Origin of the sequence: Microcoleus sp. S36b_A4 (genome assembly GCF_036700645.1) — a bacterium.
Taxonomy (GTDB): domain Bacteria; phylum Cyanobacteriota; class Cyanobacteriia; order Cyanobacteriales; family Microcoleaceae; genus Microcoleus.
In genome coordinates this window covers 17,889-40,092 of record NZ_JAUBPI010000059.1, presented here as the reverse complement: position 1 = coordinate 40,092, position 22,204 = coordinate 17,889, and the positions used below count along the sequence as shown (strand labels likewise).

The window sequence follows — 22,204 nt, the reverse complement described above, 5'->3', positions numbered from 1 at the left end:
TAAGTTTCCCACGATCCCAGACCCATGCAAATACTACCCTTGACAATTTCCCTTTTTCCTTAACTTGTCACCAATGGCTTTTGAGGAATTGAAAGATCTGCCACTTGTTGCACCTTTTTCTATCATTTTATTCGAGTGGCTTTAATTTATCTAGTTAATAATAATCTGAAACGCTTAGATGTTACAGTCTACAAGTCTCCACGCGAGAGAAGAGAGACTACTAGACCACCCTCACCGTCCGACCCAGACCTTCCACGCCTTGGGAGGTGTCCTTCTGGTGCTCTATCTGCAAAAGTGAGGTCATTGTAGTGCAGCCATTCGTTCTTTTTTCTCCAACCTACCTTGTCGCCAAACTTCTGCCAAAATTCATTATCATATTCCCTAGTTCCCCCCAAACTTTGATAAATACGATTCTGCACACTAAAGCCGAAGCGCCCATCGCTGTATTGTACCCAAAGTTTGTCAATGGTACGCAAGTCCTCCCAGGGTAATTTTTCAATACTTTTTCTATCCAGCCATCCTTCTTTCTCCCTACCCGCCACCTTCAACATCACTCTCGCCGTTTCCTCATCGGCTTCTTTCCACTTTTTGGCCGCCAATAAATTACGCAAGTTTATATAATCCATCCCCACGGCTGAAATCACCGGCGTAGTCTCATGATGCGCTGGTTTTGGAGGCGTTTCAAAAGATGTTTGTGCTGGCAGAGGGCTATTTTTTGGTGATGGCAATACCACCTGTTTTGGCACCAGCAAATCCAACCATTCCTGCACCGACTGCGGGCGATTGTTCGGTTCCAACTCCATCCCCTTAATAATCGCCACATTCACCCTGTCGCTAATCTTAGAATTGATTTGTTTTGGCGCAATTAAAGGGTCAATTGGTTTTCTATATTTTGACGGACAAGGTAACTCACCCGTCAGCATTGAGTAAAGAGTCACAGCCAAGGAATAAACATCAGTATAAGGGCCCCTTTCTGCCCGTCTTTCATACTGTTCGATGGGCGCAAAACACTCGGTACCAAAAATACTGCTACTTTTCAACTTTCCCGGTACTGTTAACTCCCGCGCCAACCCAAAATCAATCAAAACAGCTTCTAAACCCCGCCGTCTTAACATAATATTTAATGGTTTAACATCGCGGTGAGTCAATCCTTGCTGGTGAAAAAAACTCAGGGCGCCTCCGACTTGTTGAATAATTGGTAAAGCTTTCGCTTCCGACAAAATACCGTTATCTTCGAGATATTCTGCTAAATTAGTGCCGTCGATTAATTCCATCACCATGCACCACAATTGAAGATTTCCTACCATTTCAGGAAATACTTCGTAAACTTGGACGACGTGGGGATGGCTGCACTTGGCTAAAGATAATGCTTCGTTGAGAAATTTGGTTTGTAATTCCTGAAAGTTTGGCTTACCTTGAACGTTAGCATTTAAGGTTTTGATGGCGACTACTTTGCCTTCTTTGGGGTTTTGGGCGCGGTAGGTGACGCCGAATCCGCCGCCGCCGAGGATGGCTTCGATGATGTATTTGCCGTTTTGGAGTTGTTGTCCGGGGGGCCAGTGCCTCATGGCGGGTTTGTGGGGATGGAGAGGATGGTTTTAATTATAGCTGAGACGGGGAATTTTTGTTGAGGCTTTGGGTGAAGTTGAGAAACCGGGTTTTTTAGGAGTTGTTGGGTTTGAGTTAGGTATTGTCGCAAAAACCCGGTTTCTTGGAGTCTTCGCATGGGTGGAGAAACCGGGTTTTTTCGGAGTTTTTGGGTTTGAGTTAGGTATTGTCGCAAAAACCCGGTTTCTTGAGGCCTTTAACAGTGCCGTGTCCCTACAAAGTTCGATCGCCCTATTTGCGTGTAAAATTGACTAAAATCTAAATATTTTCAGCAGCGCGAGACCACTCAATCCTTAACACATCATTGTCTCAATAACCAGGTACACCATTTATGAAACTTTATCACACTCCCATTTCCACCAACTCCCGCCGCGTGTGGGTCGCCCTTTTAGAAAAAAACCTCGATTTTGAATTAATAGAAATCCACTTGGACGGCGATCACTTGCAGTCTGAATTTGTGGCAATGAATCCTTTTCACCGCATCCCTGTTTTGGTCGATGATGGCTTCACCGTCTTCGAGTCTCTGGCAATTCTTGACTATCTAGAAACGAAGTATCCCGAACCGGTAATGCTCCCGAAAGAACCGCAAGATTTGGCAGTTGTGAAAATGGTAGAATTTGTCACGATTAACGAACTTGGGCCGGCCCTTTCCCCCCTCATCAGCGAAAAAATGGGTTGGGGAAATCCTGAACCTCAAGCAATAAAAAAGGCGAAGGAAAAAGTCAATACTGTGCTGGCATTTTTTGAAGGTTTGTTGGACGATCGCCCTTTTTTCGCTAGCAACAGTGTCACGTTTGCCGAGTGCGTTGCCGGTACCGTCGTGCCCTTGCTATCTTGGGTTGGTGTGTCCATAGACGGTTATCCAAAAATTCAAGCTTGGTGCGATCGACTGCTTGCCCGCCCCTCATGGCAGCAAACTCAATTCACCGAGGCAGATTTGGCGGCTTTCGCATCTCGGAGACAAAAGTTTCTCGCACAATCTGAAGCCTCATGAACCAATCAACACTCAAGCGATCGCTTTTTTTCCTAGCTGTTTTTGCCTGCATCCAAATTCCCATCGCAGCAATGGGGCAGCCCGCAGCCCGATCGAACTACGAAGCAATTAACGCTAAACAGTTCGTTGCTGCTCGCAAAATTACCGTCTCCAACCCCAAAGATATCGCAGTACAACTCTTTTGCAGCGAGAGAGAATCTGAAGGCAGAAAAAGCGACCAAATTTCGGTTGAATATCCCACGCGAGAAACAGCAGTAATTGTCCAAACCGTCGTAGGTTTAGCTGACGATTCTGTAGCTGCAATGCGACACAGAATCGAACTCAGACGCAGGCAAAATAAGTGGGAAATTGTCTGGATTGGCCGACAATTCAAGTGTCAACCAAATCGCGGACACCAAGATTGGGCAAGCGGCCTCTGTAGGTAGAAAGGTCGATCGGCTTTTTGATTACATTCATTCGCCCTGCGTGGGTTGCGAGGAACGAAGCTAGGGCTTGACGCTACCGACGAAAAACAGAGGCCCAGAAAGATTCGCTACCGCTGGCTGCCTGCAGAAATAAGTTATTCCTGCGTAAGTTCAGGAAGCAGTCTGGGCTCCGCGTTGTTCCCTTGCTGCGCGACAATCTTAAAACTATTTTCGGTGTCGATCGCTCTTTTAGACTAAAAGAGCGATCGAACTCAGAAGTTTACTTGCACATGATCAAATTTCCAGCCGAGATGAATCCCGGCACAGGGCCTGAAATCTCAAGCCAATTGCGCTCTTCTCCATTCTTATCTTTCACTAATTGGAAATTGGGAACAAGCGTTACTTGACCGTTAGCCGCTACGCTGCCTTTAACAGCAGAAGTCTTTGAAGGCTCCGCGCGGATAACTAGACCCTTCGGCGCTACGCGAGGTTCTACTTGGCGACACAGACTTACAGGGCCCACTGCTGGTGCTGGTGCTGGTGCTGGGGCTGGTGCTGGTGCTGGGGCTGGTGCTGGGGCTGGTGCTGGTGCAGGCGCTGGTGCAGGCGCTGGTGCAGGCGCTGGTGCAGGCGCTGGTGCAGGCGCTGGTGCAGGTGCAGGCGCTGGTGCAGGCGCTGGTGCAGGCGCTGGTGCAGGCGCTGGTGCAGGTGCTGGTGCAGGTGCAGGTGCCGGTGCAGGTGCCGGTGCAGGCGCTGGTGCGGGACTTGGGGAAGGAGTTTGACTAATTGTGCACGAACCTAAATTACTTTCGTCGTTGGGATAGCCACTAGCCACATACCCTGTGACGGGAGCGGTAATTTGAATCCAGAGGCGACCGTCGGAGGCTTTAACAGAAGTAGCACCTTGGGACAGTGTTACCTGTGTGTTAAGTGCTACTCCGCCAACTCTAGGGGATTTGGGGTCTGGGTTCTGACGAACCGTCAAACCTTCTTTGGGAGTGACTTTGCGGCAAAGGTTGCCAGCCTGGGCTATTTGAAACGTGGCGCTATCTTCAAAGGAAATATTTTCAGCATCTTGACTGACAGTGGATGTTGATGGGGCGGCAACAGCGATGGCATTCGCCTGCAAACTTCCGGCTACGATCGCGATCGCGCCCAGCAATGCAGCGGGTTTATTCCAGCAATTCAAGTTTTTCATCCGTTCAAATCCTCACTTAACCACAATAATTATCTTAATTGCAGGTCAATATAGCAAAAAAATCGATTTGTCTTCCACAAAAAAGCTTTATATAACTTTTTTATGACCGCAAGTCAAGTTTTATTGATATTATTTAATGTTTGGTGAGTTGAGCGAAGAGACATAAAGCTGCTACGCCTATAAATGGCTCATTATGGCAGAGCGGGATAGGGGGAGAAGGCCAGAGTGTCCGAGTCGGGGAATGGCAGAGGGGGAAAGCCAACAGTTAACTGCTTAAATGCGGGACAGTTTACTAGGAATCAAAGTCATGTGTTGTCCGCCAATATCTTGTCAGGTGTTCGTTAAACCATTTAGCTGCCTGTTGTTGCAGTTGAGTAATATGGGGCTACATTTCAGGTGAATTCTTGGCAGCTTCGAGAGCGAGATTGTGCTGGAGATGCTCCAAGATTCAGATTGACCAAGAATTTCTTGATGGTGCAAGCCCCCGGATTTATCCGTGGAATCAATCCCAAATCGAAAATCGAACATCCTCAAGCCCCCGCATTTATCCGTGGGGTCGCCTCTAAAATCTAAAATCTAAAATCTAAAATCTAAAATCGATTGACAGGCGATTGGCGCGATCGACCCCATCGTCGCAGTGGGGTGTCGGAAGCCGGATACAGTTCTTCGATCTCGCTGACATAACTCCATTGTCGATCGTACCTTACTTAAAATTGTGGTAAACAGCACCAATCGCTAGCATTGACCCGAGGGCTGGCGTCAATTTGATAAAATCTTCCAAAACGGAAACTTATCGGCTTGAGGCACAGTTGTGTTTTTCTGGCTAAAGTCGCCCCGCCATCAGCGACAGTTGCTGTAGCTGTTTGCAACCGATTTTGTTCCTGTGGAGACAACCAGCACAAAACCTCCGAACAAAAGCAGCCCGCTCACATCAGAAACCAAATATTTGCGCCAATTCTGATTTAATTATATTGCTATAGCAACCGCACTCGATGTTTAGGAGGTTTTCAATTGCTAAAACTAATGCGGTGATTCCTGCGGAATGGGAGCATATTAATGATAGGAAAAATCTTGTTTTGGGAGGGCAATCGGGATTAGCGCAGGCACAAGGAGAGGAAAAGCCCAACTAATCTCCTCCCTTCTTCCTTCTTTCCGAAATAACTAAAGCCTTCTCTCTTCGAGAGTTAAAGTTTTCTTCCTTCTACTATATAATGACCAAAGCGTTAAATATTTTTGCAGTGACAATAACTACTAACAAAAAAGACGGCAAATCCTCTAAATATCCCTTTGATGGTCTATCTTTAGACGATCGCAATCCCGACTTCATTCAGCTTTTATTGCCATTCTGGGAATGGCTGTACCGCTACTACTTCCGCGTACAAAGCGACGGCTGGCACCACGTACCCGCCAGCGGAAAAATGCTTGTGGTTGGTTCTCACAACGGGGGACTTGCCGCTCCAGATATGTTTATGTTCCTATACGAATGGTTCCGCAGGTACGGAACGGAACGCTTGGCCTACGGATTGATGCACCCAACGGTTTGGCAAGTTTCTCCTGATGTTGCTAGCATGGCGGTTCAGTGTGGAGCCCTCAAGGCGCATCCGAAAATGGCGATCGCAGCCTTGCGGAAAAATGCCCCAGTTCTCGTCTATCCGGGCGGCGCTCAAGATGTTTTCCGCCCCCACCACTTGCGCGATCAAATCTACTTTGCCGGACGCAAGGGATTTATCAAATTAGCATTGCGAGAAGAAGTACCAATTGTACCAATTATATCGCACGGTGCTCACGATACTTTGATAGTTTTGGCAGATTTGTACGAACAAGCAAAGCAATTGCATGAATTGGGAATGCCGTGGCTATTTGGCATCGATCCGGTGGTATTGCCCGTGTATTTGGGATTGCCTTGGGGGTTGAGTATTGGGCCTTTGCCAAACCTGCCTTTACCCGTGCAAATTCGGACTCGCGTGTGCGAACCGATTGTATTTGAGAGGTATGGTTCGGAGGCGGCGCGCGATCGCGATTATGTTGATGCTTGTTTCGAGCGAGTTACTGCCCAAATGCAAGAACAATTAGATTGTTTGGCTGGCAAGTAACAATTGCACAACTCTAGATTATTCTCTGCAGCAGAAACCGATTTTTTTTACTACAAAATAGCGTGAGTCGCGAGGGATATGGGTAAAAAAACTGGTTTCTTGACTCTTGTGGGTAAGTCGTGACTGCAAACAGTTTTTGAAATAAATCATTAGATTTATTTCAAAAACGGACAATTGCGGTACTAAATCGGATTTTACCCATCTTAATTACGTGAAATACCCGAAAACCGCAGTCGCCAAAGTGATACTTTTTATCATGCAGGTTGTAGCGGACATCATATCAGGTTAAATCAACGCAGGTGAAGAGGATTTCATCTGCGTTTATCTTCCTTACTCGGCGGTGAAAAAATAGACTTGGCAAAACTAACCTGATTCTGTATAAACTCTTGATCTTAATTCTGCGTTCTGTCGAACGGTGACTAATTGCCCGATCGCCTTAAGCGCAATACTGGGAGAAAAAAGTACAGCCGGCGACTCAATCATGTGCACAACTTCCACAAATGCTTGACAAACCTTAACATCTCCGACCAGCACTTTTAACACCAAATCCATGTAATCAATTGTCAGTCGCGTAGCAAGGTTTAGTTTTGCACCTGTACTTCCCGGATAGCGAGAGTCCTGACTGATCGCAAACATCCAAGGAAGAGTGTGTAATTTTGCTAGTTTTTGTTGAAATTCTCGCGCAAGGCCTGTTAAATCGCCTTCTGGATACCGCTCTCTTTGCTTTTGCAAACATTCATCTAGCATCTGAGCATCCAGTGCAGCAACCGTCATTCCGTGTCCGTATATCGGGTTAAAAGCGCAAACTGCATGACCAATAATTATTAAGTTTTCAGGAGAACGACGGAGGCGCTCGTAGTGGCGCCAACGATTTTCTGTACCTCGATAGCTATAAATAGGTGTTATTGCTTCTGCATCTTTAATCGCATCATAAATTGTCGGGGTTGGCAGACTGCGGGCAAATTTTACAAAACCTGCTTCGTCTGTGGGGGGATAATCGCGATCGCCCCCGTCGAGAGTCACCAGCCAGCGATTGCCTTCGATCGGAAAAATTGCACCGCCACGAGTGCGAACTGGCGGGGCTAGTGACACAAATACTGGCGCTGTTTCTGACAATTTACCGCTGCATTTATAGATGCGGCTGGCATAGCCGACAAAAGCATTGATAACAGTTTCTTGCGGAGGTTCATATCCCAAACTTTTCAACCATTGAGGTGTTTTGGAAACTTTGCCGCCAGCATCGACTACTAAATCTGCATACAAATTCTCTGTATGGATGTTACCAGCGTTGTGGCGATCGCGAAAACGCACCGATACGCCAGCAATCCCCGCGCGCGAGGTATTCGCCAGCAACCCCGTTACTGTGCCTCCTTCGAGAAAATGCACCTTCGTATTTTCAGCCAAGCGGCGGCGAATTTGCCAATCAAGTAAATCCCGACTGAACAAAATTAAATCATTTAGATCCGGGCTAAAGTGCGGGGCCCAACCTGCCGGACTAAACCACCCGATCGACCTCGGATCTAAACTAGGAGCACCAGCAGCTACCAGTTCGTTTTCCAAGCCGGGAAAAAACTCTTCGAGAATGATTCTCCCCCGATTTAAAAGGATGTGAAGATGACGGGATTGAGGAATACCGGGGCGAGGTGCGGGTTTTTCTGGAAAAAAATCTCGTTCAACAATACTTACTCGGTCGAAGTGTTTTGCTAATACTCTAGAGGCCAACAGTCCTGCTAAACTGCCTCCAATAATAATTGCATGACTTTCTTGCTGCACTATCGAATTCCTTGAAAGCTAATTTGTTATGGCATTGGTTGATGAATTGTGAACATTTTTTCTGGACTTCGGTACCAACTCTTAATATCGATCGACCAAAGATTTTCCTGTGCGAGAGTTTTAACCCGACTTACCATTACTACCATCTATCTCGGAGGCGCCGCAGCGCACCTTACTCATAACTGAGAACTAACAACTTCACAACTGCCAATTTACATAGCACAAATATTCCTAAAGTGACAGCCCGCCGCAGACATATTTCTACACTTCCGACTGTAGGGGGATGCTTTAGCTCGACAATAAGGCGATGATTGCCATTGGGGGCATGAGTCTAAAACTATACATTAGTTAACTGGCGCCAATGAGCGCGCGCACCCACTCCTTAACGAGGAATATACTATGTATCAAAATTTGCCAATAAATCCACAACTGTATAACATCGGGTTCTGGCTGGCCCAAGTGCCAGTAGACCAGACTACAACAACAAACAGAGTAGAAGACGCAGCACTCCTCTATTCCGGGCCACAATTTTTTATCGCCTTGATAGCTGGAGTCGTGCTCGCCTGCGCTTTCCAACTCTTGCTAACAAATTTATCAGTAGCTGCAGGTCTTTCGTACATGGGACAATCCCACGACGACGACCACCACTCGGATAGCGGCAGCCCCCCAGTCCGCCACATCGGCCGAAAAGTAGGCACTTGGACGCTGATTACCGTCACCATCGCCCTATTCTTCGCTTGCTTGCTAGCAGTTAAGCTTAGCTTGATTAGCAGTCCCGGTTTAGGTGCGATCGTCGGTTTAGTCGTCTGGGCAACCTATTTCTCAATGCTTGTTTGGGTGAGCTCCACCACCGTTGGTCAGTTGATCGGTTCCCTCGTCAACACCGCAACATCAGGCTTTCAAGCCATTGTCGGCACTGCAGCCTCGGCCATCGGCGCCAAAGCAGCCAGCAACCAAGTAGTCGCCACAGCCAAAGCAGCAGCAGCAGCAGTGGGTCACGAACTGGGTAGCGCGATCGACCCCACAAGCTTGCGCGAAAACGTCGAAGACTACATCCAAAGCCTCAAACCGCCAGAATTAGACATCAAAGGGATGCGTAGCGAGTTTGAAAAATTGCTTAACGATCCGCAACTAAAAACCATTGCAGCCGAAAATTTGCCAAATCTCGATCGGCAAACTCTCGTAGATTTAGTAAGTTCGCGATCGGACTTATCAAAACGCGACGTAAACCGGATTGTAGACCAACTTCAAGATGCTTGGAAACAAGTAGGAAAACAAGGGCAGCAATCAGACGGCATCGCCCAATTAGTAGACTATCTCAAATCTGCCAAATCGGGAGATTTGGTCTCAGATAAATTGGCAAGTCGGGTAGAAAAAGCCCTCAGCAATCTGGGCGGTCAAAATTCTGGACAAAGCCCGACCATGATGTCCCAAGCAACGACAATGGCAGTCAATGCTTTAATGGGAATAGTATTGGGTCGAACGGATATTTCTGACTTGGATGTGGAAAAAGTAGTCGGTCAGCTCAAAGAAGCTAAAGAGAAAGTTACCCAGCAAACTGATAAAATTACCGCTCAAGTCAAAGGCGAACCCGTAACTTACAGCCCAATTCGTGCGGACGTAGAAAACTACCTACTCAACACTTATTCGTGGCAGATGAACCCCCAAGCTATCGAGCGCGAATTTCGGGACGTTCTCTACGATCCTACAGCCGATCCTGGAACTGTGCGCCGCGAATTAGAAAAACTAAAACAGTCTAATTTTGCCGAAATCCTGGCCAGTAGAGGCGTTTTTACCCAAGAGAAAATTAAAGAAATTTCCCAGGAATTAGAATCAATTAGACAGCGCGTTTTACAAACCGTGATCTTTGCCGAGGAGCAAGAAAAATCTCGCGATTTGCAGTGGCGGTTGGAAACTTATTTGAAGCTGACGCCGAAAGAAGAACTGACAGCAGCAGGTATCGGGAGCGATTTCAAAAAAATCTTAGAGGATTCCGACGCTAGTTACGAACAGTTGCGCGATCGGCTTTCTCCTTACACCCGCGACAGTTTTGTGCAAATTCTCCGAGGCCGCGAAAACTTCGGATTCCAGGAAGTAGAACAGATTGTTCAAGAGTTGGAAAGGACGCGAGATGTAGTTTTAGCAGATGCTAAAGGTCTGCAAGAAGCAGCGCAAGCCAGACTAGAGAACCAGTGGCAAAGAGTACAAGAATACTTGAAGTCTACGGGCAAAGAAGAACTTAATCCCGAAGGCATCAAGCGCGATTTGAAAACGCTGCTGGACAACCCGGAGGCGGGAATGTGGGCGCTGAGAGCTAGAGCTTCTAAGTTCGATCGCGAAACTTTGGTAAAATTGCTATCTCAGCGGAAAGACCTCAGCGAAGACCAAGTAAATCACCTTCTCGACAGCGCCGAAGAAAATTGGCACAGCGCGGTGCATGCGCCGCAAAAGTTGGCCGAAAAAGCTAAGGATCAGTACGACTATACAACAACCGCCCTTGCAGATTACCTCCGCAATACGGGCAAATCAGAACTCAATCCTGAAGGGATTCAGCGGGATTTGACAAAACTGCTGCAAAATCCCAAAGAAGGAGCTTTAGCGCTGCGTGGCCGTCTGTCTCAAGTCGATCGCGATACTTTGGTAAAACTGCTTTCTCAGAGACAAGATTTGAGCGAGGAACAAGTCAATCAAATTATCGACCAAGTGCAGGAAACTCTTGGGTCGATTGTGAAAGCGCCGCGCCGTTTGGCAAAGCGGATGCAAAGCCAAGTACACGATTTTCAGAGTGTTTTAGAAGATTATTTGCGTAATACGGGCAAGGATGAATTAAATCCCGATGCCATCAAGCGCGACTTGCAACTGCTGCTGCATGACCCGAAAGTCGGCGCTTACAGTTTGGGCGAGCGCTTGTCGCACATCGATCGAGCTACAGTGGTTTCTCTGTTGTCTCAGCGGCCGGATATTTCTGAAGCAGAAGCCAATCGCATTGTCGATGGGATTTTGTCGGTGCGCGATGAGTTCGCAATGCAAATTCAGAAAATACAGGAGGGTATTCAGTCGGTAATTGACGGAATTCTCGGAAAAATTCGGGATTACCTCAATTCGCTCGATCGCCCTGAACTCAACTACGAAGGCATTACGCGGGACGTGCGGAAGTTATTTGACGATCCGCAAGCCGGATTTGATGCTTTGCGCGATCGGCTGGGTCATTTCAACCGCGATACTTTAGTAGCATTAATGAGCTCTCGCGAAGACATTTCCGAAGCAGATGCCAACCGCTTAATCGACCAAATTGAAAGAAGCCGCAACACCGTCTTGCAAAGAGCAGAACGCTTGCAGCAAGAGGCACAGCTTCGCCTCGAAAGCATCAAAGTGCAAGCTGAAAAACAAGCCGAAGAAACCCGGAAAGCAGCAGAAGTTGCCTCTTGGTGGCTGTTTTTCACCGCTCTTACTTCGGCGGCAGCAGCAGCCGGCGCCGGTGCTTTAGCCGTCATCCGATAAAAAAAACTCAAGTTGCGATCGGATTGCATATAGTGCCTGATGTGAGTTTCTACTGACATCAGGCACTAATGTTAGTAAAGGATGTGATCGGGGAGTGGGAACTGGTTTTTATTAATTTGTTAGTACGGGTGAATAATGTTAGGGTAAACCAGTTTCTACCCGTTTTTTGAGGCTAGTGCCAACGGTGAATCTATACATTTTAGTTAACAGTTTTGATTAATTTAAAATAGAAAAGTGAAAAGCCGATTTTATTGATTGTTGTCTATTTTATTTGCAGATATAATAAATAAAAAGTCGCCGGATATTCATTGCCTCTGCTATCACAATTTTTGAACGGGGTTCAGGCTTGCAGGCTGGATTTGCTTTGAGGCAGATTCTACAACTGTTGCAAGGATTACTGAAGAATGACAAAAATCAAAACAGTTATTGGAGTGAAAACCTTTTGGCAAAGCAAACTTCGCGGACCAGTTCCCTCTCTCCTCAATATTTTTTAGGTACAATAATAGAGAGGGTTCTCCACCCAGCACGCCTGTTCTCCCAACTGCCCACCTCCCTGGCTGCGTCAGTATCAAACGCGAATTGTTTTGAGTTCTATCGGCGGTTTATGTTGAAGATGCAGATCGTCAGGTTATAACTTGTAGGTCATAGGTTGTAAATAATATGGAACTAAAGCTGTGAAAATACTACACTGACTGTGGGGGGCAACATACCGGATACCTTGGAAATACCAAGGGCTTTGCTTTCGTCAGCCCAGAAAAGTCCAAACACGCAGGCCCTGCGATCGCCAATGCTAAACAACCTACGTCTCAAATCTCTCCTGGCTAGTTGCCTATTAGCACCGTGAGGAGGGCGACGCCATGCAACTCCGAAAAAAAACACTATTAATCATCGGTGCAGCGCTAATCAGCCTGATTGTGGTTCTCTATGCCACTGCATCAACTATTTTGCTGCATGATTTTCACAACCTGGAGGCACAGTACGTCCGCCAGGATGTCGCACGGGCTTTGGACGCATTAGATGATGACTTGTCGAATTTAGACACCAGCGCCCAAGATTACGCCGAGTGGGACGATACTTACTCTTTCGTAGAAACACGGAACGAAAATTTTGTCAAGTCAAATTTTGTCGATTCGACATTTATTTACTTGAGACTAAACTTATTGGTACTGCTGGACTCCAACGGTAAGACGATCTTCAGCAAAGGTTTCGACCTGAAATCCCAAACAGAAATCCCGATTCCCGAAAGCTTAAAACAGCACTTGACCGAGGCGCTACTAGACTCATCGACAGTCGAGGGCGATCGCCCCGCGGCCAAAACAGGCGTCCTCACCTTGCCAGAAGCCAGACTGCTGATTGCCGCCAAGCCCATCTTCAACAGCAACGCCCAAGGCCCGTCGCGGGGAACGCTGATCTTGGGACGCTACCTCGACAGCAGCGAAATCGGTTTGCTTTCAGAACTGACTCACCTGTCAGTGGATTTTAGATTGCCGAGTTTAGATTTTAAAGTGGGAGCAGCGAACTACTCCGGGCACAGCGCCAAGGCGCTGGCTCGATCGAGGCAGGAGTTGGAAAATGTCAAACTCAAAATTTCCAACCTCAAATCAGTAGAAATTTTAGTCGAGCCACTCAGCGACAGCTTAGTCGCAGGATACGCCCTGATTCGTGACATCCACGGGAACCTAGCGCTGCTGCTGCGAGTAGAGACAGATCGCATCATCTACGGCCAAGGTCAGGCTACCTTGGAGTTGTTTACCTTATCAATACTGGCAGTAGGTTTAATATTTAGCGCCATCACCCTGCTGTTGCTAGAAAAATTAGTCTTGGCGAGATTGGCTTCCTTGAGCACCAGCGTCAGCAACATCGCAGCCAACGGCGACCCAAGCTTAAGAGTTCAGATGGCCGGAGAAGATGAGCTCGCAAGCTTGGCCGACGGCATCAACCGAATGCTAGAAGCATTGGGCAATTCTCAAGTCGAACGTAATGAAAGCGAAGACCGCTATCGGTTGATGGCCGAAAACTCAACCGACATGATCACCAGACACGACCCCACAGGCGTGTTTGTCTACGTCTCGCCCGCCAGCCGGGCTTTACTGGGATACGAACCTTCGGAACTCATCGGCCGCGTCCCCAAGGATTATTTTCACCCCGACGATTTAGAAACCATTGCCAAAGCTCACTGGAAAGTCCTGGCGCTCCCAGTTACTTACACCGTCAGCTACCGCATCCGCCGCAAAGACGGCAAATACATTTGGTTTGAAACCACCGGCCGCACGATTAGTGATCCCCAAACAGGCGAAGTCCAAGAAATTATCGGCATTTCCCGCGACATCAGCGTGCGGAAGCAAACTGAACAAGAACTGCGAGAAAGCGAAGCTGCAATCAAAGCTTTGTACCAAGTGACTTCGGCTCCCCGTACAGACCCGCTCAACCACCTCTCTACATTTGATTTGCGCCTCCAAGAACTGCTGGCAATGGGATGTCGGCATTTAGGTCTGTCGGTGGGAATTTTGTCCTGCATTGAAGCCGACAACTATCAAATAATGGCTGTTGAGTGTCCCGACGGGTCGATCGTCAAAGACCAAATCTATGATCTGGAAAAAACTTTTTGCGTCGCTACGTCAATGGCAAAAGAACCGATTTACTTTGAGTCGGTGCGATTTTCGGGTTTTTCCTTCAACAGCGACGATCGAGCTTTCTCCATCGAAGCTTACATGGGCATTCCCGTCACGGTGGGAGGTGAAGTTTACGGCACTCTGTGCTTCTTTTCTCCGACTCCTGTGACAGAACCGTTCCGAGCTGTAGACAGAGAGTTGGTGAAACTGATGGCTCAGTGGGTGGGAAGCGAACTCGAACGCCAGCAAACAGACGTAGATTTGGCAAAAGCTCGCGATCAAGCACTGGCGGCTACTAGAGCCAAAAGCGAATTTTTAGCCACCATGAGCCACGAAATTCGCACTCCGATGAATGGAGTCATCGGCATGACCGGTTTGCTGCTGGATACCCCCTTAACTCGCGAACAGCGCGATTTTGTAGAAACTATCCGCAGCAGCGGCGATGCCTTGCTGACGCTGATCAACGATATTCTAGATTTCTCGAAAATTGAGTCGGGCAAATTGGACTTGGAGGAACATCCGTTTGACATCCGCACTTGCATTGAGGAATCTCTAGACTTGGTAGCTACCAAGGCGGCACAAAAAAAACTGGAAGTAGGTTACTTGATCGATCGTACAGTACCAACAACGGCGATCGGCGATAGCACCCGCTTGAGGCAAATTTTAATCAACTTGCTCAGTAATGCTGTTAAATTTACCGACGCAGGAGAAGTGGTGGTTTCGGTGACAGCAAAAAAGATTTCAGTGCCGACGGCTAACGCTAAAGAACTGTCATTAATTGCTGGCGAACCGGTAGCAATTAACCCAGCATACGAAATACATTTTGCGGTCAAAGATACCGGTATCGGCATTCCGGGCGATCGCATGGATCGGCTATTTAAATCTTTCAGTCAGGTTGATTCTTCAACGAGCCGGCAGTACGGCGGTACCGGATTGGGTTTGGCAATTAGCAAGCGTTTGGCCGAAATGATGGGCGGCCGGATGTGGGTGGAGAGTATGGGTAGTGTTGCGGGAAATCCTCCTGCAGATTTTAGATCATCGGCAGTTTTTGATTTGGGATGGGCAGAATCTTGCGAAATTGCCGAAAAATATGGCTATGGCAAATCTGTACTCAGTAACAAGCCGCTCGGCCAAAATACGCAATCCGTTGGCTCTACTTTTTATTTTAGTACGATCATTTCTAGCTGCAAGAATTCCTTACCACTTAACTTGAGCAATTCTCAACCTGAATTAGCTGGCAAGCGAGTCTTAATTGTCGATGACAATGCTACCAACCGCAGAATTTTGACTCTCCAAGCTCAGTCTTGGGGAATGGTGGCTAGGGCTTCAGCTTCGGCTCGTTTGGCTTTAGATTGGCTGGCTGCTAAAGAGATGTTTGATTTGGCAGTTTTGGATATGCAAATGCCGGAAATGGACGGGTTGGCTTTAGCGGCGCAAATTCGCCGATATCCTGATTGCGAAAAGTTGCCGTTAGTGATGCTAACTTCGATCGGCAGGCAAGAAATTAACCCCCCGGCTATGGAGATGGATTTTGCTGCTTTTTTAAATAAACCCATCAAACAATCTCAGCTTTACAATGTTTTAATCAATATTTTTGGAGAACAGACAACGGAATTTAAAGGGCAGCGCACTAGCGGGCCTTTCTTACAAACCATACCCGTGCTGGCCGAGAACTTACCTCTGCGGATTCTGTTGGCTGACGATCATTTGGTGAATCAGAAGGTGGCTTTGCAAATTTTACAGCGGATGGGGTATCGCGCGGATGTGGCGGGAAACGGTATCGAAGTGCTCGAAGCTTTGCGCCGCCAGCCTTATGATGTGGTGCTGATGGATGTGCAAATGCCGGAAATGGACGGACTGGAAACTACCCGCCACATCCGCGAGCAATTTTCAGCAGATTTAACTTTAGAAAATCCCACGGGAGAATCAGAAGTTTCCGCAACTGATGAGCCATCTAATAATCTAGACTGGACTAAAAATCCCACGGGAGAATCAGAAGTTTCCGCAACTGATGAGCCATCTAATAATCGAAAATCCCGAACCCAAAATCCCAAATTGGCGGATGAGGAATCTAACAATCGAAAATCGAAAATCGAAAATCGAAAATCGACTGAGGAATCTAACAATCGAAAATCGAAAATCGAAAATCGAAAATCGACAAGACCTTGGATTGTGGCGATGACAGCAAATGCGATGCAGGGCGATCGCGAAGAGTGTATGGCGGCGGGGATGGACGACTATTTGAGCAAGCCGATCGCAATTGACCAGTTGGTGCGAGCTTTGCTCGCGTGTAAATCTCGATCGAACTCTGCATTCGATCGTCTGCAGCCGATCGTTTGTTTGGATGCCTCGGCGGAACAGATCGAAGGAACGAGTGAATTACAAGTGCGATCGAATGTGGCTGTTGCGGGAAATCCACAACTGACAATTCCCAATTCGCCGGCCCTCGTCGATTCTGGTGCATCAAATCTCGATCGGGCTTTGTCACACAGCCACGATTCCCTCAGTGCCAAGATTATAGAGGGACTGCGAGAAGTGGAAGCTTTGGACGAGGCGATCGAGATTTACCTCGAAACAGCTCCCGAACTACTGCGAGGCATCTCTATGGCTCTGTGCAACGCCGATCCGCTGGCTTTGCGGCGATCGGCTCACTCTTTAAAATCGATTAGCGGTACTCTCGGTGCTTTTCGCTTGTATGAGCTGTGCGAGGAACTCGAAATCATGGGCCGCATGGGAACAAATGCTAACCAGCCTTTACCTGATCCGGCCTGCGCGCTTTTAGAAGAGGTTGAGGCGGAGTATCAAAGAGTCGAAACGGCGTTGAAAATAGAAATGCAATACAGCGAAACAATGACAGAATAATTAACAATTGATAACTAACTATTTGAAGCGAAACAGATATCATGGATCACAATCTAGTTGCTAATATAGTAATATTTTCTATATTACTACCTTGTACTTTGTACATTGCTTACGCCGCGAAAGTAGCCCTCAATCTCAACCTCGATCTATTCGGTGCAGGTCACACCCCTGCGAAATTAGAAGAGATATCCCGTGGAATCATTAAGTGTAAGTGGTTCCCTAATTCCCACCACTGCCCCGGAAATAATCATGTTAAATAATCAGTCATAAGCTGTTGTGCATTTAACAATAGTCAGGACAGTTTTTATAGGGCCCAGTGGCTTAGGCTCTCTTGACTTCGCAGCCCCTGTGGATAATTAAATCAATGTCAGCTCCACCCCTGACGCGGCATTTAATTCGACTTTTTTATACTCCTTGCCCCGCGTAAGCTTTTAGTATCGTTCCCAAAACTGTCCGGAGTATTGATTTAAATTGAATGTCAAAAAATAATCTACAGCATATTCGGTGGTTCGTGAAGTACACTATAAAGCTCTATTGTTGGTACATTGTTATGTAGGGTGCTGATCTGCTCATGTTTAATGAAACTTGCAGATTGACTGGTGGCGACGCACCGATGCTTACGACCCTTGTTGTGTGTACCGCATATACATGGAATATGCTGTAAGTCTTGTGGGGAGTAGGGGTAGGGCCAGAAAGCTCGCCCTCAATATGCAATGTAAATGCGTGACAGATTAAACGTATCAAAACCGAATAAACCAGGCTTTTCGGGGGGGTGCATCTCAATTTTGTAGAATATACAGCATATTCCAGGTTGATGAAGTACAGTAGCCGCTAAATTTATATTGTGTGATTTTAATATGTAGGGTGCGTCGCTGCGACCTTTTAAATAGAACTTGCAGATTGTTGGTGGCGACGCACCTTACTTACTACAAGATTGTGTGTACCGCACATACATGGAATATGCTGTATTTGCAAAAATGAGATGCACCCTGGCGGGCTTTAAGCCTCATTAAACTTCTGCAATTTCAGGTGCAATTTCTGGATCTACTTGTTCAAAATTCACTTTATTATAGATATCTGCCACAGCAATTTCAAAGGATACTGAAGCAAGCGCGATCGTCTCATCCAATTCATTGTACTCAGCAAACGACCATCGCTTATCATCCGTCTTAGAAAAATGTTCGATATATCTCCGATTTTGGTCGATCAATAAGTATTCTTCAAGAGTGGGAATTGTGCGGTATCCCTCAAATTTTTTGCTGCGATCGTATCCTTTAGTTGACGCTGACAAAACCTCAATAATTACCCTGGAATTGGTAATCGTATCGGTGCGGTTATTATAATACTCCGGCTCCCCACATACTACCATCACATCGGGATAAGTATAGATGCGCTTCTTGGGTATCCACAAGCGGACATCGCTCATGAAAACTCGATAGTCTAGTTTTTTGAACGCAAAATTTAGTTCGGTACTGAAATTGAGCGCTATTTGATTGTGATTGGTAGAGCCACCGGCCATAGGAAATATTTCACCGTCAATGTATTCGCTTTTGTAGTCAGCAGCTTCTTCTAGTGCTAGATATTCCTCGATCGAGTAGTATCGTTGTTCAGTAAGTTGCATAGTTCTATTAGAGAGCATTTAACTGAGGCTTTTGTTTAGTGTAACATTTTTGGGTAAGCTTTTTAAGGTTGAGTTTGTGTAGGGGGTTTTTGAGATTGTTGGTTTCTCGTATGAATTGTTGGTAAACTCGTCCGCACCCAGCCGATCGCCTAGATTTATCTGATATGCGATTGCATCCCAAAAATGTAGATTCGGATTTGTCGTTGGGTGGGGGCGGGTTTTCGAGATTTTTGGTCTGAGGCGATTATGGTTGGTGAACCCGCCCCTACGGTAATTTGGGGAAACACGCTTACTTTTTAGTTACCACAACCCAATCGTCCGCTGTTTTGACAACCTCAGCATTCTGCAAACGTAAATGTTTTAAAACGGGTTTTTCTAACAGAAAATAAGGTTGAGGAAGAGTTTGCCATTTCTTTTTGAGCGTTGGCGCGTCGGCGACAATAACTTGGCGTTGACTGTAAAAATTCAGCGAGGGACGGCCCAAGCGGTGAGAAGTAAACACTTGTTGACCGGCCGGAGTTCCTGTGCGGACAATTTCGGCGATCGGCTTAACGGGATAATCCTCCGCCAGTTCCCAAACCCAGTTATCTGAAGCCACCAATACTAACAGCGTCAGGTAAGTTCCCCAAATTAAAACTAATATAAACTGCCTGTCTTGGCGGTGCAGCAACACGGCCGCCATTGTCATTGTCAAACCTAAAACCATCAGCATTAACTGCAAATCTCGCTCGATCGGCACAATGTATTTCCCAATTTGCACTAAGCCACTGAAGTAAATGCAGCCGACAACACCAACTACACCCAGCACTGCCAAAATCGCGGGATGAGGCAACAAAGAAATAGCATCAAAACGTTCTTCTGCTTTCTCTTTGAGCGGTTCTGGTGGTAGCCAAAGTTGCTCCCAAACTTCAGCGAGATAACTGCCAACAGCAAGAGCAAAAGCTGGATAAATTGGCAAAACATACCACGGCAATTTAGTAGTCATCACAGAAATAGCCAGCAGATATACTCCAGTCCAAACCAATACTAATTTTGGCCCGGGAAAATTGCGATTTTCCCAACTCAAACGCAGCCCTTGTAGCCAAAATAACTGCCACGGCCAAGCTAATTTTAAAATTTCTAAAATATAATACCAGGGCGGGCCTTTGTGACTGCTCACAGGTTCCGAAATGCGTCGGAAAGATTCGTTAACTAAATTAGCGTGGATGAAATATTGGCCGTAGTGCAGCCATTGGGCAAAATACCAAGCAGCTACTGGCAATGTTCCGATCGCCAATCCGCCCCAAAGATACGCAGAAGTGAGGAGTCGCGGGGTATCCCAAACCAAAAAAATACAGCCCATCCCAGCCAGCAGCAGCCCCAACATCACGCCCTTAGTCAGGCAAATGAGCCCGAACCCAATCCCCGCACCCAAAGCGTAGCGCAAGTCGCGGCGCGATCGTAGCAAACACCACATCGCCCCCAGCAAAAAACACAAAACCGCCCCATCCAACATCGCCAAACGTCCATGCCGCACCACTGGTAACAGCGTCAGATAAACGAGGGCAGAAAAAATGGCGATCGAACGCGGCGGAAACAACTCCCTGCCAATGGCGTAAAGCAAGGGCACTGAAGTCGCTGTCAGCATCGCCGGTGCCAACCTCGCCGTCAATTCGCTGACACCGCCTGCTGCAAAACACAGCCCGATTAGCCAGTGTACCAGCGGTGGTTTGTTGAAATAGGGCATAGAGTCGATCGTCGGATACAGCCAATTTAAGTTGCCGCGCCAAATTTCGCGACTTACCTGCGCTGCAATGCCTTCATCCCAATCCCGCAAAGCCACGCCGCCCAGATTCAGCCCGAAAATCAGCACTGCAGCCAACAGAAAAGCCAGCATCCACACTTTGTCTGTAAAGCTGTCATTCCAGCGATTTTTCGGTTTGCGTCCCAGGAATGGAAAGATTTCTGACATAAGTTAAGAGAGTTTTGAGCGTCCCAAACTGAGGGTAAACTTAGACAGCAGTTATTTGCAACTAGGAAAATACCATGAACTTGCCTGTAATTATAGATATTATCATTGGCTTAGTATTTATCTACCTGACTTTAAGCTTGCTAGCTTCGGAAATTCAGGAACTGATTGCTACTGTTTGGCAGTGGCGGGCGGAACATTTAAAGAAGTCGATCGAAGTGCTGATTTCAGGAGGCAGCGAAGGTGCGAAAGATCCCCTGCAATTTAAGCGAGTCGGACAGTTAGCCCATTCGATTTACGCCAATCCGATTATCAAAGATTTGAATCAGGGAGCGAAAGGGCTGTTATCAGAGGGATTTCGCTCTGTTACGCACCGCCTGGGGGATTTGTACCACGGAATTACGGGTACTAAAAATGTTTTCGGCAATAAATTCAGTGGGCCTTCTTATATTCCAGCCGAGTGTTTTTCTGCTAGTCTTTTGGAGACTTTAAAGGTTTCTAGTTTGCTCAGCTCTATCTCTAAAACCCGATTGGAAAGATTTAAAGATTTACAGTTGGCACAAATTCAACAGATTGGAGCGAATCTGAGTTTACCGGATGCTACTCAACCGATTATTGAGCAAGAATTTAGGTGGCTGACTGCGGAGTTCAATCGAGTTGTTGAAGATTATCAAAACAATTTAGCAAGTTTGAACAACAGCTTAGATCGAATGTCGGAAAAGCTAGAATTTTATATTAAGGATTCTCAGGTTTATCTACCAGAAACCGAGCAGGGAGGGAGAGAATTTCAGAGGCAGATGGCATTTGTCAAGGCTCGTTTTGATAGCAAAATTGAGCGGGTGGCGCTGCTGGGGCAACTGCAACCGAGTTTTAGCAATCTGTTAAATACTGTTAAAAAAAGTCAAGAGTCGGCAGCAGAAATTATGGAACTCAAAGAGGAAAGTCCGATTTATCAACAAATTCAAGAAACCTTGGACCGTATGCCAGAATCTTTGAAACGCAGCCTTTATATTTTAGCGCAGCGCGCTGAAAAAGGCAGCGGAGATACTCAAGAGCAGTTGGAGCGGTTTCAGAAAGAAATCGAAATTTGGTTTGACCAATCGATGGAGCGTGCTTCTGGTGTTTACAAGCGGAATGCTAGAGGGGTTGCGATTTTGCTCGGAACTGCGATCGCTGTCGCTGCTAATGCTGATAGCATTCATATTATTAATCGGTTGTCGAAGGATTCGATGTTGCGATCGACTGTTAATGTGTACGCTGAGCAGTTGGTGGAAAAAAATGCTAAGACTAAATTAGATAATTTAACAAGTCTGAGAAAAGTTCAAAAGGATGTAGATATAGCTTTGGATGAGGTAGCCCTGCCTTTTGGATGGAGCGAACAGAACAGCTTAGAACGAGATAAGCAGGGGAATGTATTGTGGCTGGCTTTGATTTCCAAATTGTTTGGTTGGATATTGAGCGGCGTAGCTATTTCTATGGGGGCTGCTTTTTGGTTTGAGGCGCTCAACAAGATTATTAATATTCGCAATGCAGGGAAAAAACCGCCATCTTCCACAGAATCTTGAGCGGTGCAGTTGCCAGGCTAATCTA

Annotated in this window: 11 protein-coding genes; 6 read left to right on the top strand and 5 right to left on the bottom strand. The window is 46.8% G+C overall.

Annotation, left to right across the window (positions count from 1 at the left end):
* Window positions 1-188: 188 nt before the first annotated feature.
* Window positions 189-1,568 (bottom strand): serine/threonine-protein kinase, encoded by a 1,380-nt coding sequence (locus QUA03_RS18750; protein ID WP_333213865.1) that lies wholly within the window; start codon window positions 1,566-1,568, stop codon window positions 189-191.
* A 371-nt stretch (window positions 1,569-1,939) separates the two neighbouring features.
* On the opposite strand from QUA03_RS18750, the gene QUA03_RS18745 reads away from it, so the two are divergent.
* Both QUA03_RS18745 and QUA03_RS18740 read left to right on the top strand, forming a co-directional pair.
* On the top strand, window positions 1,940-2,602 hold the full coding sequence (locus QUA03_RS18745) for a glutathione S-transferase family protein (RefSeq protein WP_333213863.1): 663 nt from the start codon (window positions 1,940-1,942) through the stop codon (window positions 2,600-2,602).
* Window positions 2,599-3,027 (top strand): hypothetical protein, encoded by a 429-nt coding sequence (locus QUA03_RS18740; RefSeq protein WP_333213861.1) that lies wholly within the window; start codon window positions 2,599-2,601, stop codon window positions 3,025-3,027. Before QUA03_RS18745 ends, QUA03_RS18740 begins: the two co-directional genes overlap by 4 nt.
* Before the next feature lie 259 nt (window positions 3,028-3,286).
* Here the strand turns inward: QUA03_RS18740 and QUA03_RS18735 are convergent, their stop codons facing one another.
* The gene (locus QUA03_RS18735) at window positions 3,287-4,204 is read right to left on the bottom strand and encodes an SH3 domain-containing protein (protein ID WP_333213859.1); all 918 of its coding nucleotides are present in this window, start codon (window positions 4,202-4,204) and stop codon (window positions 3,287-3,289) included.
* 1,211 nt (window positions 4,205-5,415) lie between these two features.
* Here QUA03_RS18735 and QUA03_RS18730 point away from each other — a divergent pair.
* Entirely contained in the window at window positions 5,416-6,297 is an 882-nt protein-coding gene (locus QUA03_RS18730; RefSeq protein WP_333213857.1) for a lysophospholipid acyltransferase family protein, read from the top strand.
* 363 nt (window positions 6,298-6,660) lie between these two features.
* Here the strand turns inward: QUA03_RS18730 and QUA03_RS18725 are convergent, their stop codons facing one another.
* Window positions 6,661-8,070: a 2-polyprenyl-6-methoxyphenol hydroxylase-like oxidoreductase gene (locus QUA03_RS18725; protein WP_333213855.1), complete on the bottom strand. Its 1,410-nt coding sequence runs from the start codon at window positions 8,068-8,070 to the stop codon at window positions 6,661-6,663.
* A gap of 399 nt (window positions 8,071-8,469) precedes the next feature.
* Between QUA03_RS18725 and QUA03_RS18720 the strand changes: the two genes are divergently transcribed.
* Both QUA03_RS18720 and QUA03_RS18715 read left to right on the top strand, forming a co-directional pair.
* The gene (locus QUA03_RS18720) at window positions 8,470-11,571 is read left to right on the top strand and encodes an MFS transporter (protein ID WP_333213853.1); all 3,102 of its coding nucleotides are present in this window, start codon (window positions 8,470-8,472) and stop codon (window positions 11,569-11,571) included.
* Window positions 11,572-12,428: 857 nt separating this feature from the next.
* Window positions 12,429-17,045, top strand: coding sequence for a response regulator (locus QUA03_RS18715; RefSeq protein WP_333213852.1), 4,617 nt, complete (start codon window positions 12,429-12,431; stop codon window positions 17,043-17,045).
* A 1,009-nt stretch (window positions 17,046-18,054) separates the two neighbouring features.
* On the opposite strand, the gene QUA03_RS18710 is transcribed toward QUA03_RS18715, so the two are convergent.
* Window positions 18,055-18,666, bottom strand: coding sequence for a Uma2 family endonuclease (locus QUA03_RS18710; RefSeq protein WP_333213850.1), 612 nt, complete (start codon window positions 18,664-18,666; stop codon window positions 18,055-18,057).
* 289 nt (window positions 18,667-18,955) lie between these two features.
* A complete protein-coding gene (locus tag QUA03_RS18705) occupies window positions 18,956-20,617 on the bottom strand; it encodes a glycosyltransferase family 39 protein (RefSeq protein WP_333213848.1) in 1,662 nt (553 codons plus the stop codon).
* A gap of 74 nt (window positions 20,618-20,691) precedes the next feature.
* On the opposite strand from QUA03_RS18705, the gene QUA03_RS18700 reads away from it, so the two are divergent.
* On the top strand, window positions 20,692-22,179 hold the full coding sequence (locus QUA03_RS18700) for a hypothetical protein (RefSeq protein WP_333213846.1): 1,488 nt from the start codon (window positions 20,692-20,694) through the stop codon (window positions 22,177-22,179).
* The last annotated feature ends 25 nt before the right edge of the window (window positions 22,180-22,204 follow it).

Coding starts and splice junctions, on each gene's coding strand:
- QUA03_RS18705 (WP_333213848.1), bottom strand. CDS start 20,617: ATGTCAGAAATCTTTCCATTCCTGGGACGCAAACCGAAAAATCGCTGG.
- QUA03_RS18750 (WP_333213865.1), bottom strand. CDS start 1,568: ATGAGGCACTGGCCCCCCGGACAACAACTCCAAAACGGCAAATACATC.
- QUA03_RS18745 (WP_333213863.1), top strand. CDS start 1,940: ATGAAACTTTATCACACTCCCATTTCCACCAACTCCCGCCGCGTGTGG.
- QUA03_RS18715 (WP_333213852.1), top strand. CDS start 12,429: ATGCAACTCCGAAAAAAAACACTATTAATCATCGGTGCAGCGCTAATC.
- QUA03_RS18740 (WP_333213861.1), top strand. CDS start 2,599: ATGAACCAATCAACACTCAAGCGATCGCTTTTTTTCCTAGCTGTTTTT.
- QUA03_RS18720 (WP_333213853.1), top strand. CDS start 8,470: ATGTATCAAAATTTGCCAATAAATCCACAACTGTATAACATCGGGTTC.
- QUA03_RS18710 (WP_333213850.1), bottom strand. CDS start 18,666: ATGCAACTTACTGAACAACGATACTACTCGATCGAGGAATATCTAGCA.
- QUA03_RS18735 (WP_333213859.1), bottom strand. CDS start 4,204: ATGAAAAACTTGAATTGCTGGAATAAACCCGCTGCATTGCTGGGCGCG.
- QUA03_RS18730 (WP_333213857.1), top strand. CDS start 5,416: ATGACCAAAGCGTTAAATATTTTTGCAGTGACAATAACTACTAACAAA.
- QUA03_RS18700 (WP_333213846.1), top strand. CDS start 20,692: ATGAACTTGCCTGTAATTATAGATATTATCATTGGCTTAGTATTTATC.